At 42.2% G+C, this 17,664-nt stretch carries 18 protein-coding genes; 8 read left to right on the top strand and 10 right to left on the bottom strand.

The genetic code is table 11. The annotated features are described in order from the left end of the window. Nucleotides 1–146: 146 nt before the first annotated feature. Nucleotides 147–848, bottom strand: a complete 702-nt coding sequence (sigK, locus tag QNH28_RS06985; protein ID WP_042125228.1) for an RNA polymerase sporulation sigma factor SigK — start codon at nucleotides 846–848, stop codon at nucleotides 147–149. Between the two features lie 656 nt (nucleotides 849–1,504). Here sigK and nrdI point away from each other — a divergent pair. From nrdI to nrdF, 3 genes are read left to right on the top strand one after another with little or no spacing between them, the layout of a single operon-like run. Continuing rightward, a complete protein-coding gene (gene nrdI / locus QNH28_RS06980; protein WP_283910741.1) occupies nucleotides 1,505–1,864 on the top strand; it encodes a class Ib ribonucleoside-diphosphate reductase assembly flavoprotein NrdI in 360 nt (119 codons plus the stop codon). Then, nucleotides 1,851–3,935, top strand: coding sequence for a class 1b ribonucleoside-diphosphate reductase subunit alpha (nrdE, locus tag QNH28_RS06975; protein ID WP_283910740.1), 2,085 nt, complete (start codon nucleotides 1,851–1,853; stop codon nucleotides 3,933–3,935). The genes nrdI and nrdE overlap by 14 nt, the downstream gene beginning before the upstream one ends. Nucleotides 3,936–3,974: 39 nt before the next feature. Next, nucleotides 3,975–4,934 (top strand): class 1b ribonucleoside-diphosphate reductase subunit beta, encoded by a 960-nt coding sequence (gene nrdF, locus QNH28_RS06970; protein WP_283910739.1) that lies wholly within the window; start codon nucleotides 3,975–3,977, stop codon nucleotides 4,932–4,934. A 64-nt stretch (nucleotides 4,935–4,998) separates the two neighbouring features. On the opposite strand, the gene QNH28_RS06965 is transcribed toward nrdF, so the two are convergent. The 5 genes from QNH28_RS06965 to QNH28_RS06945 all read right to left on the bottom strand — a co-directional run bounded on the left by QNH28_RS06965 (nucleotide 4,999) and on the right by QNH28_RS06945 (nucleotide 9,871). Then, entirely contained in the window at nucleotides 4,999–5,358 is a 360-nt protein-coding gene (locus QNH28_RS06965; protein WP_076119924.1) for a hypothetical protein, read from the bottom strand. Between the two features lie 465 nt (nucleotides 5,359–5,823). Beyond that, nucleotides 5,824–6,597 carry an SDR family NAD(P)-dependent oxidoreductase gene (locus tag QNH28_RS06960; protein WP_283910738.1) on the bottom strand — a complete coding sequence of 258 codons (774 nt, stop codon included), beginning with the start codon at nucleotides 6,595–6,597 and terminating at the stop codon, nucleotides 5,824–5,826. 303 nt (nucleotides 6,598–6,900) lie between these two features. Then, nucleotides 6,901–7,131 carry a hypothetical protein gene (locus tag QNH28_RS06955; RefSeq protein ID WP_283910737.1) on the bottom strand — a complete coding sequence of 77 codons (231 nt, stop codon included), beginning with the start codon at nucleotides 7,129–7,131 and terminating at the stop codon, nucleotides 6,901–6,903. A 5-nt stretch (nucleotides 7,132–7,136) separates the two neighbouring features. Beyond that, the gene (locus QNH28_RS06950; protein ID WP_283910736.1) at nucleotides 7,137–8,360 is read right to left on the bottom strand and encodes a Ger(x)C family spore germination protein; all 1,224 of its coding nucleotides are present in this window, start codon (nucleotides 8,358–8,360) and stop codon (nucleotides 7,137–7,139) included. Then, on the bottom strand, nucleotides 8,357–9,871 hold the full coding sequence (locus QNH28_RS06945) for a spore germination protein (protein ID WP_283910735.1): 1,515 nt from the start codon (nucleotides 9,869–9,871) through the stop codon (nucleotides 8,357–8,359). The genes QNH28_RS06950 and QNH28_RS06945 overlap by 4 nt, the downstream gene beginning before the upstream one ends. Before the next feature lie 145 nt (nucleotides 9,872–10,016). Between QNH28_RS06945 and QNH28_RS06940 the strand changes: the two genes are divergently transcribed. Further along, nucleotides 10,017–11,120, top strand: a complete 1,104-nt coding sequence (locus QNH28_RS06940; RefSeq protein ID WP_283910734.1) for a GerAB/ArcD/ProY family transporter — start codon at nucleotides 10,017–10,019, stop codon at nucleotides 11,118–11,120. Nucleotides 11,121–11,193: 73 nt separating this feature from the next. Here QNH28_RS06940 and QNH28_RS06935 read toward each other — a convergent pair whose 3' ends face one another. Further along, entirely contained in the window at nucleotides 11,194–11,607 is a 414-nt protein-coding gene (locus QNH28_RS06935) for a zinc ribbon domain-containing protein (protein WP_283910733.1), read from the bottom strand. Nucleotides 11,608–11,894: 287 nt separating this feature from the next. Between QNH28_RS06935 and QNH28_RS06930 the strand changes: the two genes are divergently transcribed. Next, nucleotides 11,895–12,113, top strand: a complete 219-nt coding sequence (locus QNH28_RS06930) for a PspC domain-containing protein (RefSeq protein WP_283910732.1) — start codon at nucleotides 11,895–11,897, stop codon at nucleotides 12,111–12,113. Between the two features lie 47 nt (nucleotides 12,114–12,160). Then, a complete protein-coding gene (locus QNH28_RS06925) occupies nucleotides 12,161–12,844 on the top strand; it encodes a PspA/IM30 family protein (protein WP_283910731.1) in 684 nt (227 codons plus the stop codon). Nucleotides 12,845–12,880: 36 nt separating this feature from the next. Here QNH28_RS06925 and QNH28_RS06920 read toward each other — a convergent pair whose 3' ends face one another. Both QNH28_RS06920 and QNH28_RS06915 read right to left on the bottom strand, forming a co-directional pair. Then, nucleotides 12,881–13,585: a DNA alkylation repair protein gene (locus tag QNH28_RS06920; RefSeq protein WP_283910730.1), complete on the bottom strand. Its 705-nt coding sequence runs from the start codon at nucleotides 13,583–13,585 to the stop codon at nucleotides 12,881–12,883. A gap of 22 nt (nucleotides 13,586–13,607) precedes the next feature. Further along, a complete protein-coding gene (locus tag QNH28_RS06915) occupies nucleotides 13,608–14,225 on the bottom strand; it encodes a DNA-3-methyladenine glycosylase family protein (RefSeq protein WP_283910729.1) in 618 nt (205 codons plus the stop codon). Nucleotides 14,226–14,472: 247 nt separating this feature from the next. On the opposite strand from QNH28_RS06915, the gene QNH28_RS06910 reads away from it, so the two are divergent. Both QNH28_RS06910 and QNH28_RS06905 read left to right on the top strand, forming a co-directional pair. After that, nucleotides 14,473–15,360: a hypothetical protein gene (locus QNH28_RS06910; protein ID WP_283910728.1), complete on the top strand. Its 888-nt coding sequence runs from the start codon at nucleotides 14,473–14,475 to the stop codon at nucleotides 15,358–15,360. Between the two features lie 153 nt (nucleotides 15,361–15,513). Further along, nucleotides 15,514–16,152 carry a 3'-5' exonuclease gene (locus QNH28_RS06905; RefSeq protein ID WP_283910727.1) on the top strand — a complete coding sequence of 213 codons (639 nt, stop codon included), beginning with the start codon at nucleotides 15,514–15,516 and terminating at the stop codon, nucleotides 16,150–16,152. A gap of 390 nt (nucleotides 16,153–16,542) precedes the next feature. On the opposite strand, the gene QNH28_RS06900 is transcribed toward QNH28_RS06905, so the two are convergent. Beyond that, nucleotides 16,543–17,499, bottom strand: coding sequence for a 3'-5' exoribonuclease YhaM family protein (locus QNH28_RS06900; RefSeq protein WP_283910726.1), 957 nt, complete (start codon nucleotides 17,497–17,499; stop codon nucleotides 16,543–16,545). Between the last annotated feature and the right edge of the window lie 165 nt (nucleotides 17,500–17,664).

Below are 17,664 nucleotides of genomic sequence, written 5' to 3'. Positions count from 1 at the left end.
TACCTGTATTTCGCTCTATAGATGTTACGGTGAACCGTATCATAAGTAGGGTGAACCCTATCTACACAAAAAACGACTCATCCTTAGACAAGTCGCTTTTCAAGTTTTATTATTAATGGATTATTACTGTGTAATTGTCATCAGTCTTACCGCTTCGCCTTATAAAACTCATGATACAACTTCATGAGCGCCCTCTTCTCTATCCGCGAAACATAACTCCGCGAGATCCCCAACTCCTTGGCAATCTCCCGCTGCGTCCTCTCTTCTCCACCTGTATCCAGCCCAAACCTACCCACCACAACTTCTTTCTCTCGGTCATCCAGAATATCAAGATTACGATAAATCTTACTCTTCTCGATCTTCAAATCCACTTCTTTAATAACATCATCCGCTTCCGAACCAAGGATATCGATCAGCGTGATTTCATTTCCTTCCTTGTCTGTCCCAATTGGATCGTGCAGAGATACGTCTTTCCGTGTTTTCTTCAAAGATCTTAAGTGCATCAGAATTTCGTTTTCGATACATCGGGCAGCAAAAGTGGCTAGCTTTGTCCCTTTGTTCGGGCGGTAGCTTTCAATAGCTTTGATCAGACCAATAGTTCCGATGGAGATCAGATCCTCCATGTCTTCCCCAGTATTATCGAATTTTTTTACTATATGGGCGACAAGTCTCAAATTGTGCTCGATAAGCAAATTCCGGGCTTTTGCATCCCCTTCAGCCATCATGCCTAAGTATTTGCTTTCCTCCTGCTCCGAGAGCGGCTGTGGAAATGCGTTGTTCCTTACGTAGGATACCAGCAACGTCAGTTCTTTGATTAGCAACGCGATCGTACTTAAGAATCCAGGCAACTTGGCGACACCTCCCGCACTTGTACAATGAAACCGATCTGTTAGCCTTACGGGTTCATGGTCATCTTATTGTATGTGGGTAGATGCCTAGAAGTGCATGTACGGGGGAAATTGTACAGCCCATGCCTAAGTCTCTCCGCTTTAGCTTCATTAATGATCTCATCCATCTGCTGCCCAATTAAGCCCATGTACTTTCACATGCAACAAGTTGCAAAGATTCTCTAATATCAGAAACATATTTCTTGCCCGTGATATATCTCCTCCTTTGTTGGTCTCGTTCCCCCTCTAATAAACTTAAATTCCACATGCCTGAACATGTAGTGAATACAGGTAATCTTACTCTTATTACAGTTCTGCACGACGGAGTGACGCTAGTTTGTCATGATAAAAAAAGATGCAGCAAGATCCGGCACGAAATACAGTACAGCAGCCTTAGAAAACTGCAATATCCTGCGTATTTTCGGGATATTAACACTTTAATAGAGCGATTACTAGACCAATTTCCAACTTGTTAGGAAGCACTTTTTATGTTGACTTTTCAACATATAGTAATTAAAATAAACAACGCACACTAAATATAGTATGCACATGATTTTCCAGGATTTATAGCTTATCTATTCAATCTTTACATTAATATATACAGGGGGAGAGACTCCATGCTAGTCGCATACGATTCGAAAACGGGAAACGTCAAACGCTTCATTGGTAAGCTTAAGCTGCCAGCTGTGCAGATTGAAGAGCATATGACCATTGATGAGCCCTATGTGCTTATTACATATACCACCGGCTTTGGACAGATTCCAGAGAAGGTGTCTACTTTCTTGAAGAACAATAATTCCAATTTGAAAGGCATCGCCGCCAGCGGCAACAAGAACTGGGGCGAGCTGTTCGCGCATAGCGCAGACTTGATTGCAGATCGGTACAATGTACCAGTTATCGGTAAATTTGAGCTATCGGGCACATTTGGTGATGTGGAACGAATTAAACAGGAGGTGAGCCGAGTTGCGGCATATTGAATTAAACAACATGTTGATGAAGAGAGACGAAAGTGGTTTTTTTCAATTGGATAAAGACCTTGAGGCAGTAGCCGAATTTATGCGGGATGTAGAACGGCGAAGCTTGGTTTTTGCGAATACAAAAGCCAAGGTTGATTATATGATTGAACAGGATTTCTACGAAAATTTTTATGAGCAGTACAGCTTGGCAGAGATTGAAGAAGTCTACCAAATTACCCATTCTTATAACTTCAGTTTTCCATCCTATATGGCAGCTTCGAAGTTCTACACGGATTACGCTGTAAAAACCAATGACCGCAAGCAGTACCTAGAGCATTACCCGGACCGTGTGGCGGCAGTTGCCCTTCATCTTGGACGCGGGAACGCCGCTACTGCGGGCATGCTTGCCCGTTCGATGATGGAGCAGCGCCTGCAGCCAGCGACTCCTACCTTCTTAAATGCCGGCAAGAGCCGTCGCGGTGAGCTTGTCTCCTGCTTCCTTATCGAAATGGACGACTCGCTTAATTCGATCAACTATGTGCTCAATACCTGCATGCAGCTATCGAAGATTGGCGGCGGCGTGGCTGTCAACCTGTCCAAGCTCCGTTCCCGCGGAGAGACAATCAAGGGTGTCGAGGATGCGGCTAAGGGCATTATACCTGTGCTCAAGCTGATGGAGGACGGCTTCTCCTATGCTGACCAGATGGGTCAACGTAAAGGTTCTGGAGCCGCCTACTACAATATTTTTGGCTGGGATGTTCTTGAATTTCTCGACAGTAAGAAGATCAACGCCGATGAAAAAACAAGACTCAAAACCCTTTCCATCGGCCTGATCATTCCGAATCGCTTCTATAAGCTGGCGAAGGACAATGAACCACTCTATGTATTTGCCCCTTACAGTGTGTACAAGGCCTACGGCACGCATCTTGATGACATGGATTTGGATGATATGTACGATAAGCTGCTAGCTGATCCACGTGTCAAAAAGAAAAAGGCCATGAGCGCGCGGGATATGCTAACCAAAATTGCCATGATCCAGTTGGAATCTGGCTATCCATATATTATGAACAAGAGCAACGCTAATGCGGCCCATGCCCTGAAAAACGTTGGACAGATCAAAATGTCCAACCTCTGCACGGAAATCTTCCAGCTGCAGGAAACCTCAGAAATTGCTGACTACGGACAGGAAGATACCATCCGCCGTGATGTAAGCTGCAATCTGGCTTCCTTGAACATTGTCAACGTGATGGAGCATGGCAAAATCCGTGAATCGGTACATGAAGGCATGATCGCCTTGACTGCAGTCAGCGATATGACCAGCATCTCTAATGCCCCAGGCGTAGCCAAAGCTAACAAAGAGATGCACTCCGTCGGTCTCGGCGTCATGAATCTGCACGGCTATCTGGCCAAGAACAAGATCGCTTATGAGAGCGAACAGGCTCGCGATTTTGCCCGGACCTTCTTCATGACCATGAACTACCATTCACTGGAGAAAAGCATGGAGATCGCTGCTGCAACCGGCCGGTCTTTCCATGGATTTGAGGCTTCTGATTATGCTACAGGAGCTTATTTTGAGCGTTACCTGACTACGGATTACCGCCCTGTAACGCCAAGGGTACAAGAGCTGTTCGGAGATATTTTCATCCCATCCCCAGCAGACTGGGAACAACTGCGGGATGCAGTAAAAGCAAATGGCCTCTACCATGCTTACCGTTTGGCAATTGCGCCAACAGCCAGCATTTCCTATATTCAAAATGCTACTTCAAGCGTTATGCCTATTGTAGAGCAGATTGAAACACGGACTTATGCCAATTCAACGACTTACTATCCGATGCCGTACCTGCGTCCGGACAATGTATTTTTCTATAAATCGGCTTACCAAATGGATCAGTTCAAGGTGATAGATTTGATCGCGGAAATTCAGCCCCATATCGATCAGGGCATCTCGACCGTTCTGCATGTGAACAGCGATGTCTCAACCAGAGAACTGGCCCGCTCCTATCTGTACGCGGCGCATAAAGGCCTGAAGTCGCTGTATTACACCCGGACCAAAAAGCTGTCCGTTGAGGAATGCCTCACCTGCTCGATCTAACTGGAAGGCTATAGCCGCAGAAAAGGAGATTGCCATATTATGACCGCTATCCAAGCCGTTAACTGGAACCGTCCTGACGACGATTTCTCATTGATGTTCTGGAATCAGAACATTATGCAATTCTGGACGGACGATGAAATCCCATTATCCGATGATAAAATGTCCTGGCTCACGCTCAGTGAGCAAGAAAAGGACTCCTATATGAAGGTACTCGGCGGACTCACGCTGCTGGATACGATTCAAGGCGGAGTAGGTATGCCGCAGATTATGGAGCATGTCGAAGGTCTTCAGCGCAAGGCTGTACTTGGCTTTATGGGCATGATGGAACAGATCCACGCCAAATCGTACAGTAGCATTTTCACCACTTTGTCCTCCACGGAGGAGATTGACAGTGTGTTCCGCTGGGTTGAAGAGAACCCTTATCTGCAGTTCAAGGCAGAGACCATATCACAATATTACAAAAAAATAGATTCACCCAAAGATCTGTACCTTGCCATGGCAGCCTCAGTGCTGCTCGAAAGCTACTTGTTCTACAGTGGCTTCTTCTACCCGCTTTATCTAGCTGGCCAAGGCAAAATGACATGCAGCGGTGAGATCATCGACCTTATTCTGCGTGATGAGAGCATCCATGGCGTCTATGTCGGTGTACTGGCGCAGGAGATCTTTGACGTGCTCCCAGAAGACGAACAACGCGAGCTTCACCAGAAGTTAGTAGACCTCCTCAGACTGCTGCATGAGAATGAAGAACGTTATACCGAGCAGATCTATGCTCCCATCGGACTGGTTGACGAGGTCAAGACCTTCCTTAGATACAATGCTAACAAAGCCATGATGAATCTGGGTCATGATCCGCTCTTCGACGAGGAAGAGATCAATCCGATTGTTCAGAATGGCATCAGTACCCACACCAAGCAGCATGATTTCTTCTCGAAAAAAGGTAACGGATACGTCCGGGCGCTTAACGTGGAGCCTTTGAAAGATGAAGATTTTCAATTTTAAAAATAGATAGAACAAAAAAGTGCGGAGAAAATTCTCCGCACTTTTTGCTAACTGTACTATTAGATTATTGCAAGCTTTTTAGGTATGTTCTAGCTTCTTCGTAGGTATCGTAAGCATCTGCAAAATCTCTACCAAAAATCCGTTTCAATTGCATCTTCCAAATTGGATTTTTAGTTACATAAGCCCATCCTGCTTGACCAGCTTCACTCGCCATCGCACCAGTAGGGGCTAGCATAGCTGCAACCTCAGGAGTAAGTACACTTTTAGATTCAGTTACATCAGTTGTTCCTGTAAATTTAGGTTTAACAAGCTTCATGATATTTTCAAAATCTTTCAGGTATCCTGGAACATCTTCAGCTGAAAAATCAATAGATACTACATCGATATGGTTCTCATTTTGGTTGTACTTAATTGTGTATGACATAATTTTTTTCCTCCAAGTTTTAAAGTTATTTTTTTAATAATAGAGATGAAATGTATGTAGCTTCACAAACAAAAAATATCCGCCCCAGGCTTTTTCAGGGCGACGACATCTACTTCCTGTATCGTTTTTATAACAACACCCTTTCTAGAATATTAACTAATACATATTACCTATATTATTATCGACAAATTTCTTTTTTTATTTATATTAAAATACAATTTTCTACAAATTCCAACAAATCCATGGTCATATTTTCCTTAATTCATTCATTTTTGTGTATTTGCTGTCTCTTGCAACCATTCAATTTGTCAACATACGAAGAATCTGTTTTTTAGACAACTAAAAAAGGCTCTGCGTGCGACTTCCGATTCCAGTCCATTCATCCTACAGGATTTTGAAATCAGAATACGCCGCAAAACCTTAGATACTATATATTAGTTTTTACATAAGTAGATTAATCCATGATTACTTTGTTGCGGAATAGCCCCCGTCAATCACATGTGCTGTACCTGTAATAAACGAAGCCTCATCACTTAGAAGGAAACATGCAAAAGCAGCGACTTCCTCAGGCGTACCATATCTACCTAGAGCCGTTCCAGAAGCAATAAGAGATTGAAGCATCTCTACATCGTCAGACAACAGCTTTTCATATCTGTTCATGGTTGGTGTAGGGATAGGTCCAGGGCAAAGAGCATTTACTCTAATGTTCCGGTGACCTACTTCTTTGGCAACCGATTTAGTCATCCCCACAATGGCATGTTTACTTGCCGAATAGGCTGCATCATTGGCCATCCCGATAAAAATACCATGCAAAGAGGAGCAGTTTAGAACGGAGGCGCCAGATTTCATATGAGGTAATGTATAATGCAACATGTAGAATTGGCTAGTGAGATTTGTCTGAATCACTTTTTGAAACAACAACGGATCATAGTCTATAACATCCGTATTATCTCCTGTAATTGCTGAGTTATTATATAGGCAATCAATTTTACCATAAGCTGCTAATGTTTGATCTACGATATTTTTGCAGTCTGCTTCGAGAGAAACATCTGACCGAACAAACATCGCTTCCCCACCTAGAGCCTTGATTTCCTCGACTGTGTTAGCGCCAGCATCTGATCGATTGGCAACTACTACAGTACCGCCCTCTCTTGCTACTCTTAAGGCTGTAGCTTTTCCGATTCCGGTACCTGCACCTGTAATAATAACTACTTTGTTCTCAAATCTGTTGCTACTCATTATGCGCACCACTTTCTTATGTCTTTTTCAGGAGGAGGATTCGAACCTCATAGACCCTAATATCACCTGATGCAATGTGGATTGGAACATTTTTGCAGAAAAATCGACAAAATTATCCTCTATATGACAACTTTATTGTATTTAATTGTATATAGCAATCAATATTTTAATCTGCTTTTACAACCATTGAGAATTTGGTTTTGATCGTCATAAAAATAGACCCCTTAGAACTTCATCAGATAAACCAGAAGTTTTATCCGATGCTTATTCTAAGGGGTTTGATAATTTGTAAATCCGTCGTTGTTAATGAAACCATACTCCAAATAAATTATTTATTGGCTTATAGATAAAAATAATCAGATACAGAGGACTCGGGATGTTCAATTTTAACAACGCGCATACGGTCGCGCCAAGTCCCAAAATCCAAAATATAAAATATACGCTAAGATCACGTACTCGGCGCTTTCGCATTAATTTAGGCAAATCAAGTGCCATACAACCTACGGCAAGCACCAAAAAAAACAATAACACCATTTGACTCACTCCTTGATTTTTTCAAGAAAAGAATTATCTGTCAGACCTACGCGGTTAATAACTACTGAGGCACTATAATGGATGGGCAATGATTTAAGGTAATCGTTGCCCTTTTTTTGCTGTAGCTTTGCCCAAGCTTTAGGACTGGCATGGTAGATTGATTGTCCAAATCCCATAATATCAACATTGAAGCGATTATTTACTTGCTCCACAGTGTTTTGCATCCGCTCTATAATCCGTTCTTCTGTTTCCTTTTCCAAACGTTTTATGGTGCTTTCCAATTCCAAATTCTCTGTACTTTGCACTTCTTCAATATTGCAAAGCGCCTTCACATTAAGGTAAATATGCGGCTCCCCATCAATAAATTTCACTTTGCGTTTGGTTGAAGCCTGGATCGCTTCGATAACAATAGGCTTTCCGTCTTCCCCAGCTACCGGGCCAGAATGTGACGTTACCTTATCGTTGATATAATTGTAACCAATCGTTTCACTCTCGTTTAGCCAACCGATTAGTTTGTCTTTTCTGAACACAGCTACAGTATGGTATTCCAATCTCGCCTTAGGCATTGTTCGCTCTACATTGCTTTTGTCCTCTCCCTCTTCGGGATCTCCCATAACTTCCACTCCGGTCAGTACGGGATTTTCACCTTGAGATAATAAATTTTCGATAAAATCATCCAGCGTGACGGCGACTGTTTTTGCTGAATCTTTATAAGAATTATCTAGCGAACTAAATAATTTGTTTGCCGGTAATTTATCCATAGGTGTAAGGACTTTCAAGACATCGCTGGCGGTTGTATCTCTCGCTACCATCACGTAGAAATCCATACGTGGTTCCCGACTTCTTTTAAATACATCCAGTATCTCGCCCACTCCGGAGCGGGCAAGCTCCTCCCCAATAACCAACACCCGGATATGACCGAGATAACTCGTCCTAGCGCTATCCAGATTCAACTTACGCTGTGCATCATAAAACGTAGGTACCGTAAATTTATAAACAACTACAGGGACTCCGCTGCCTCCCCCTCCTCCATTCGCTTGTGAGGAAATCGCAGATGGAATAACGACCTGCATCGAAACTGTATAACCAATGTCAGCCTTGTCGATCCCTATCCCCAGGACAAAGGCTACCTCATTCAGCTCCTTTCTTTCCCAACAGCCACTTAGCACTAACGTAAATTGGAGAGCGATCATCAATCGGAGAACGCCTCTAGCTAATTTTTTATTCATTGTGTTGATTCCTCATCACTAGATGTACTTTGACGAAATAGATTCTGCGTCTTGTTCTCAGCAGGTCTTGTCTTTAAAAAAGGCCACGGAAAGCGAAAAATAGAGTCTTTTAAATCTTTTGAATTATAAGGTCCGAGCGGACTCATGTAAGGCATTCCGAAAGAACGCAAGCTCGACAAATGCAGTACGATAATAAAAATACCGAATAGAATTCCATATAATCCGATAAATCCGGCCAAAGCTATTAGCACAAAACGGATCATTCGCGCAGCTATAGACATTCCTGTCTCCGGAATAACAAAACTAGAAATGGCTGTAAGCGATACAATAATGACCATTGCAGATGAAATAAAACCTGCTGCAACCGCTGCTTGCCCAATCACCAACGTTCCGACAATGGAAATCGCCTGTCCAATATTTTTAGGTATCCGTACCCCGGCCTCCCGCAAAATCTCATAAGTCATTTCCATGATCAGCGCCTCAACAAAAGCAGGAAAAGGAACACTCTCCCGCTGGGCAGCTAAACTGATTACAAGATTGGTCGGTATCATCTCCTGATGATACGTAGTAATCGCAACATACAATGAAGGTGCAAGCAAAGTAATAAAAAATGAAATAAAACGAACTAATCTCAGCAATGTTCCAATATCGGCCCTTTGGTAATAATCCTCGGCAGACTGAAAAAATGCCACAAAAAATGTGGGTACCAATAGTACAAAAGGAGTTCCATCAACAAGAATGGCCACTTTTCCTTCCAAAATACCTGCTGCAATCGTATCCGGACGATCACTGTTGTATACGGTAGGAAAAGGTGTAAATACCGTCTCTTGAATAAATTCTTCAATATATCCACTTTCGAGAATACTGTCCGTATCAATTTTATTCAGACGGCGTTTTACTTCTTGCACCAAATCCTTATTCGCGATGTTGTTTAGATACATAATGGATACACTGGTTTGAGTCACCCTTCCGATCTGAACGGTTTCCAGCCATAAATGGCTATCCTTTATTTTCCGCCGCACCAGTGCCGTATTCGTCCGCAAATTCTCAGTGAATCCTTCCATTGGACCTCGTACAACCGATTGGGAACTCGGCTCCCCTACATTGCGATCTTCCCAGCCAGGTAAACCGATCCGGAGAGCGGTGGATGTCCCATCGAGCAGCAGCATTACACTACCGGACAATAATTCGTGTATAAATTGGCTGAAATCAACAATGACGGTTAGATCACCGGCTATTAATATCTGTTTCTTAATGATCTCAATTTTCTGCTCGGGCTCAAGCTTCCCTAGCTGTTCATAAGGAATATGTTCCTGCAAAGAATACAAAATTGAATTATGCAGCACCTGAGTATCCACAAGACCATCTATGTAAATCAAAGAAATATGAGTATTTTCTTCTATCTGCAATTCTTTTATCACTACATCAGAACTTCCACCCAGCAATCCGTACAACTGATCAATATTGGTTTTCAATCGCTTTGATAGTGTACCAGTCTCCGAACTCTTCATGATGTAGCCTCCACTTCACCTAGATTTATGAGTATAGTTTGATGTTAATTTTGATAATTATTCCTTTCTGCTTAAAAATTCAGAATGGCATAATTCTGGTAACTACAACCATACTAAAACTAGTCCAATACATTTGAGGGGGTATATGAGTTTGGAGAAAGATCGAATTAGTACCAATCAAATGATTATACTCGGGCTATTCACTTTTATTGGGGATATGGCGCTTGTGTATCCAGCGTTAATGATATCAGGAGCGAAACAAGATGCATGGATTGCTGCTTTGATCAGTATTCCTTTAGGTTTAGCATCCATAAAATTGTTACTCTGCATAGCAGACCTTGAACCTAACAAGAATATCATCGAGCTTAGCCTACAAATTTTAGGAAAATGGGCCGGAACTGCTGTAGCCTTGTTCTATCTAGGGTTCTTTCTGATTGCCGCCGCCACATACATAAGAGAAATTGAAGATTTCATGTGTACACAGATTTACGAGAAAACACCCGGTGGTGTTATCCGTTTCATGGCCATTTTTCTGCTGGTATATGGCGTACGGCTTGGTCTGGAAACATTGGGACGGGCAGCTCAGCTCTTTTTCCCTTTGTTTGCTGTTTTTTTGATCGGTCTGCTGCTTCTGCTAACTCCCGATGTCAAAATGGAACGTTTATACCCCATCATGAACACACCAGTACCGGACATGCTCCATACTTTGATGTATGGTGTTTTTTATCCCTTTGGTGAATTGTGCGTGTTTCTTATGATTTATCCTTATGCTCAGAAGAATAGCAAAACAAGCCGGGATATTTTCATAGCCTTGATCATCGGAGCTCTGGGACTTAACCTCATCTTATTCTTTTCCATTACCGTTCTTGGTGTTTACGCTTCCGAACATCAATTTTATGCCGCATATATTCTTGCTCAAAAAATTAATATTGCTAATTCTCTGCAACGTATTGAAGCGCTTATGGCTACAGCATGGATTATCAGCACGTACTTCAAAACAGCTATTTATTACTATGCTTTATCATTAGGTACAGCCCAATTATTTAAACTCAAAAGCCACCGTCCTCTGATTATACCCACTGGATTTTTGTTATTTGGTATGTCACAACTGATTGCCAAAGACATCATTTTCTATGTAAAGGAAATACCCGCCTATTGGGTAGATTGGGATTTCACCTGTGCATTTGTTCTGCCGCTTATGTTGCTAATTGTGTATTATTTTAAGAAACGTCATGCTGCCAAAGACTAAATATCATTTCTCCTTAAAAATAAAAAAGGACAGCCATTAAGGCTGCCCTTTTATTTTTTGTAAGCATTAAGATTTACTCTTTCTTATCCAAAGTAATCGACGATGGTGTTACATCACGAATAGGTTCATTTGACACTTCAAAAGTTGATCCACAACTCGGACAAAAGCGAGCCTCGATTGCCACATTACCACCACATGTTTTACAATGCTTCACATCAGACAACCCGGCAATTTGCTGCAGATTGACCTCAATCTCCGACTTCAGTTCAAGAATACGGGAAATATTCTTCTCGATCTGCTCACTCGGCAGTGGTCCTGCTCCTTGTGTTACAGCTTCAAACAACAGTTTACCCATTACCTGATACTGCTGGTCAATGTCATTCTGCTTGCTGTTGTTCTGTAATTTCAAACGATTGATCTCCACCACTGTCTTTGCTTTATTCCCAGCCTCGCTTACGCCTGCCTTTACCTTGTTAAAAAAGCTCATGTTCAGCCCCCAATTCCGTAGTAGTCATATATAAGCATATTTCGACACTGCCACAAGTATTCCTCTCTTTATTGTACCTAACTTCAACCGCGATTTGTAGTTCATCCACAATCATGAACTTATTTCCCCCGCCTTCCTGCGGGAACGAACCTCGACTCAGGTCTGGTATTTAAAACCGCCTTCAGGCCGTTTTTCCGCATTCGAAAAGGCTATACAATGAGTACATAAGCAAGCGGGTTGCAAGACTTAATAACAATCACCCCCATAAGAGAGGATGACAATAATAAATGAAAAAATTATATCGTTCCAGAAGTGACCAGAAGATTAGTGGTGTATGCGGAGGTCTTGCCAGTTGGTCAGGCATCGATGCCACAATTATCCGTCTCGTAACTGTTGCCGCAGCACTTTTCAGCTTCGGTACCGTACTTATCTTTTACTTTATCGCCAGTATCATCGTCCCTAAAGAACCTTTTGGCAGCTTTTCAGATGGACATGATTTCTATTAACAGATCGTCATTTAGTACCAATCAAACATACTAAGGAGAGATATAACATGAGTTTATTCAAAAGAATTTCCACCCTTACTAAAGCTGCCCTACACGAAGGTCTGAACAAATTAGAAAACCCAGTGCTACTGACGGGTCAGTATCTACGCGATCTTGAGAACGAAATAGCTACGGCAGAGCGCAATGAGCGTGATTTAAAAGTTACAGCGAGTGTATTGGAACGTCGCAAGCAAGAATATACACAGTTGATAGAGCAAAGCGAAGCCGAAGCCGTTCAAGCCGTTGAGCAAGGAAATGAAGAAAGAGCACGCCTTGCACTTATGGCCAAGCTGCGGTATGCAGAACAGCTGGAAGAGAGTATCAATAGTCAGGCACAAACTCAGCAATCCCTGGCAGAGCTGGAGATCAATATCGCTAGAGCTAAAGAAGAGCGCGAACATCTTAAAGCGAAAAGAACTGAACTTATCGCTCGTGCTCAACAAGCCACAGAAACACTAAGCTCAGCTCCTCATAGCAACAGTGTAAAAGGACCGAATGTAGGTACTGCTTCACGTGGCTTCGAACGAATGGAAGAGAAAATTTTCGAGTGGGAAGCTCTGGCGGAAAACTCCAAGTATAAATCCAACTTAGGCGCAGGCGTTGCTTCGTCCATTGATCCCAACCTTCGTAGTGCTGTTGACGATGAAATTGAACGTATCCGCAACCGGAAAATCAATACCGACAAAAAATAAATATACTAACAAGTCCCTTATTTCTCAGCTATTGAGCTAAATAAGGGGCTTGTTTTTTCTATTCCTCTTCATCCCGCGAATCATTTTTTTCGTTTCCGGATCTACACGGTAAGACTCTGTGATTTTCTGCAAAGCCTTGTTATAGGTGAAATCATCTAAAGTGTTGGTTCTCAAATAACCTATCGTAGCCGCAGGCATCTTCACATAACACATCGAAAGCGCCCAAGAAACCGCCATTTTTACATAATATCCTTCATGTCTGACCTTATCGAGAAGTTGTAAAACCTGGTTGATGTACGCCTCTTCGATAAAGAAATTCAGCATCATTACTACCGCAAATCGAATTTCATATTCTTTTTCAGATAAAAGGTACGGCACTATAAAGTCCCACATCTGCTCTTTATTCTTCAAGGTAAACTTCAGCCCTGTGCAAAAGCTATCACATACCGACCAGTTATCGATTTTAGGAATAAAGTTTGCAATATAATGCAGAATTTCTTCAAGATCAGTCTTCACATAACCAAGTACCATACCTTGCAGCATTACTTCTTCAAAATAATCAGACTCGGCGTGCTCCAAATAAGCTCTCCAGTCCCCCTTTGCAATGGTTTTGGCGAGCTTACGCAGCTCCGGTAAACGTACCCCTATCACATTATCAATCGTCGGAAGTAAAGCCGCAGAAAACTTCTGGTAGTCCGCATCTGCTAACTCCACTAGCTGTTCCTTAATTGTTTTGTCCACTGTAATGCTCCCTGCTTATTAATTATTGAAATGAAATCTCCCATAAATATATGGATGCTACTGAACCGTGTGGTGAGTACCTGAGACGGTATTGTTCGAATTGCTCTTTGGTAAGCGTATCAAGCCCATACAGCTTCATCATACCTCGACGGATAGCGATATCTCCCCAACTAACTACATCTGGGCGCTCCATACAATTGATTAGCATCATCTCTGCTGTCCACTTGCCAATTCCTTTTAGCTTCATGAGTTTTTGAATAACCTCTTGATCTGATAACCCATGCAATTCCTCCAGCTTAAACTCCCCATCAGCAATCAGCTTGGAAATGTCATGAATACAAACCGCCTTTTTCATCGTCATACCGCAGCCCTGAATCTCATCCGCTGTGTGTTTAGCTAGCTGATGTGGAGTTATTTCTCCGAATTGAGTCTGCATTCTTGTCCAGATGGTTCGAACTTCCTTGACTGATATTAGCTGACCCACTATGGCATAGATAAGCGCAGTGAAAAGATCCGGAATAATCACACGTTCCACTTTCCCCATTGGCTCCATCGCCGCACCTAGCACTGGGTCCACACTTCCGAGGTAATCGATTTCTGCTTGCCCATATTCAAAAAATTTAGTGATTACAGCTCCCAAAGCATTTCCTCCCGTATCTGAGCTTAACAATAATATACAACACCTATTTCGCAGTGTACGGATTCTTGAATAGGATAGCAAGATAACGAAACTATCAAATCAATTCAATATTTTGTTATAAAAAAGAAAATTATGGTGATAAAACCGCATCTTTCTATTAAACTATACGTAGAATAGTTATCCAATATTCATAAAATGTGGATTCTTTACACAAAAACACCTTTTTTATCTTAGGGGGAATTGTAAAATGGCATTTTTAATCGTTATTTGTTTTCTCGCTTTTATTACACTTGGAATCATTGGGATTGTCTCCGCAATACGGAAAAAACCTGCAAAGATTAAATTTATTTTATCCCTGCTTTCCTTTATTTTAATGATTGTATTTACAGTGGTTGCTGGAAACTCCGACTCAGATAAAACCCTTCAAACAGCAGATACGACTACCAAAACTTCGACAAACAGCAATGATAATTCGACTACTGTAAGTGCTGAAGCCCAAAATGATGCTGAGCAGGTTACGGCTGACGCAGAGGCGAAGGCTGACGCAGAGGCGAAGGCTGCTGCAGAAGCAGAAGCAAAGAAAAAAGCAGATGCAGATGCTAAAGCGGATGCAGAGAAAAAAGAAAAAGAAGCTGCTGCTATCAAAGCCAAGCAAGATGCGGCTCTTGCACAAATGGTGAAAACAGTAGATGAAGTTGAAGGCATTACATGGTATCAAGATAAAGAAGCGCCAAAGTACATCAATGAAAATGGCATTTACGCTTATTTTGGAATCAAGGATGGACAAATAACCTCTGGGCTACGCTTAAAAATACAATACACCGGTGATAGCTGGATATTCATTAAGAATTACGTCTTTAATATAGATGGTCAAAAATTTGAAATAGACCCTGGATTTATGGGAGCAGAAAGAGATATGAGCACGGATATTAATAGTCCGGGGGTTTGGGAATATCATGATGAAACACTCAACAAATCACAAATCAAGATGTTGACTCAGCTCATTGAATCCGAGAAAACCATTATGCGTCTTGAAGGAGATCAACGAAAAGAGGATAGAACCATCAGTGCAAATCAAAAAGCAGCACTCAAACGGGTACTTGATGCTTACATCGCTGCTGGGGGAGAAGTATAGAGTATAACTATAATTAATAACCACAGCCCTAAAAGCCATGACAATTCTATTATGTAGAATATCCTGGCTTTTCTTTTGTACTTGTACTAGATTGTATTTATTATTTTACTACTTTAATATGAATGTATATATGATAGATAAGGAGCTTTACGAATGGACTTTATTGCAATAGACTTTGAAACGGCGAATTCCAGTCGATCCAGCGCCTGTGCTTTGGGACTTGTGGAAGTTAGAGGTGGTGTGATCACCACAGAACATTCATGGCTAATTGACCCCCAGCAGCGTTTTGACGGCATGAACATTTCGATACATGGTATCACACCCTCCATGGTAATCGGTCAACCCACCTTCGATGAACTGTGGCCCACCGTTGAACCTTTGCTGCACGGGCAAACTGTTGTGGCACACAATGCCGCTTTTGATATGAGTGTACTGCGGTATTGCCTAGATGGAATGTCCCTAAGCTATCCAAGCTTTCAATACTTATGTACATATTTATTAGGCAAAAAAATGCTGCCCGACCTTCCCTCTCATAAACTTAATGTAGTCTCCGAGCATTTCGGTATTAAGCTGAAGCACCATGACGCTCTCGATGACGCGCGCGCAGCCGCCTTGGTTCTATTAATGCTTATGGAGCGAGAATCACACCTGGACCCGCTTTTGCTCTCTAGCAGCCAAGGGTATACTAGCGGAACAATGTTTGCTGAGGGATACACTCCTTTTTCTGCTCGAAAGAGTAAACCTGCTAAGAAACCTGTGAACAATCAAAGAACGAAAAACTTCTATTTATAAGAATATATTAAGTTATTTAGCAAAAAACACCCAACAGGCTCATTACAGCTCGTTGGGTGTTTTGCATAGATGGAGGAATATACTTTTTTCTTCTGTAAAGGTCAATTGAATTATAGCCATATCTCGCAGTTTGCACTATAGAGAATAGCTCCCTGTAATTCTGCGTTTAAGCTCTATACGACGGAGGTATAGGGAATTTATCCCTATATTTTCTTAAGGTTCAGGTGTAATTGAAGCATTTCATAAGAATTACAGGGAGGAATTCCGTATAATGACTACAAATTGAACCTTTGCGGGCTAATTATAGGTAAGAATTCCGTATATTCTCTCAGCGATCAGTGAACATCCCATCGGTTCATCCAGATCACCAACCAAGATCAACGCAACACGCTAGATTTTCATCCGATAAACTGCCTTATTCTCCAGACCTCTAATGAACGGCGTCCATTCTTCGGTTTCTGGCGTGGTATCTAGCGCATCCTCTACCATTTGCAGCTTCGCATCCATCGCGTCAATATGATGCAGTGCTACGGCCTCAGCCGTCTGCGGCTGAACAGGACTGCCCCATTCGCCCAGGTTATGGTGTGACAATACGAGATGCTGTAATGCCAGAACCTTCTCCGAATTCAAATCAATGTCTAAGCGGATGGCCGCTTCCGTAATCCAGTTAGAAGCCATCGAGATATGACCTATCAATTTACCCTGAACGCTATACTCTGAGACAATTCCGAGCTGAGAGATCATCTCCTCCGGCTTCGCGATATCATGCAGAATAATTCCAGCCTTCATCAAATCCGGATTCAAGAACGGACGCTGCTTGCACAGAAAATCCCCGATCTCCAGCATACGAACCATATGATAAGCAAGTCCGGCAAAATAAGCATGATGATGCGTCTTGGCAGCCGGATAATGCATCAATTTCTCTTCCACTTTGTTTACACAAAAGGAGACAATTGAAGCAATCTCCGGATCTGTGATACTTGCCATAACCCCTTTAATCGTATGAATAAGGTCTACTGGACGAATAGGAGCGGAACGAATGAAATCCGTAAGCGCAACGCCATCCTCATCGTTCACCAATCTGATTTTGGTTACTTTGATTTGCAATTTCTCTCGATAAGTGTGCGCAATCCCGCGAACCTTCACCAGTGCCATAGGAAAAAAAGTTTCTTTATCGGTAGTGCTGGCATCCCAATATTTTGCGGACAATTGTCCACTCGAATCCCCCAAGACTAGGTCAAAGTAATCCTTTGGAGGGGTACCGTTCGTTTGTTTAATTGCTAGCTCTCTTAAGAGATAAAAGCCAACAAATTCATCCTGTGGAGCGAGCTGTTTAATTTGTGTCATGTTGAAGCCTCCTATTAATAACAGGCTTTGAACCTGCTCTCTATATTAAACTTTAGACACTCACGTCCAAAATCCCTTTAATCACTATACGATCTATTTTCATTTTTATGTACAGGTAGAAAAAGGAGGTTACTCCACGGGCCATAATATGGCTCTAGAATAACC

The sequence above is a fragment of the Paenibacillus sp. G2S3 genome (genome assembly GCF_030123105.1).
Lineage (GTDB): Bacteria > Bacillota > Bacilli > Paenibacillales > Paenibacillaceae > Paenibacillus_AQ.
Note: the sequence above shows the minus strand (reverse complement) of the source record. Positions and strands in the feature narration are given on the sequence as shown.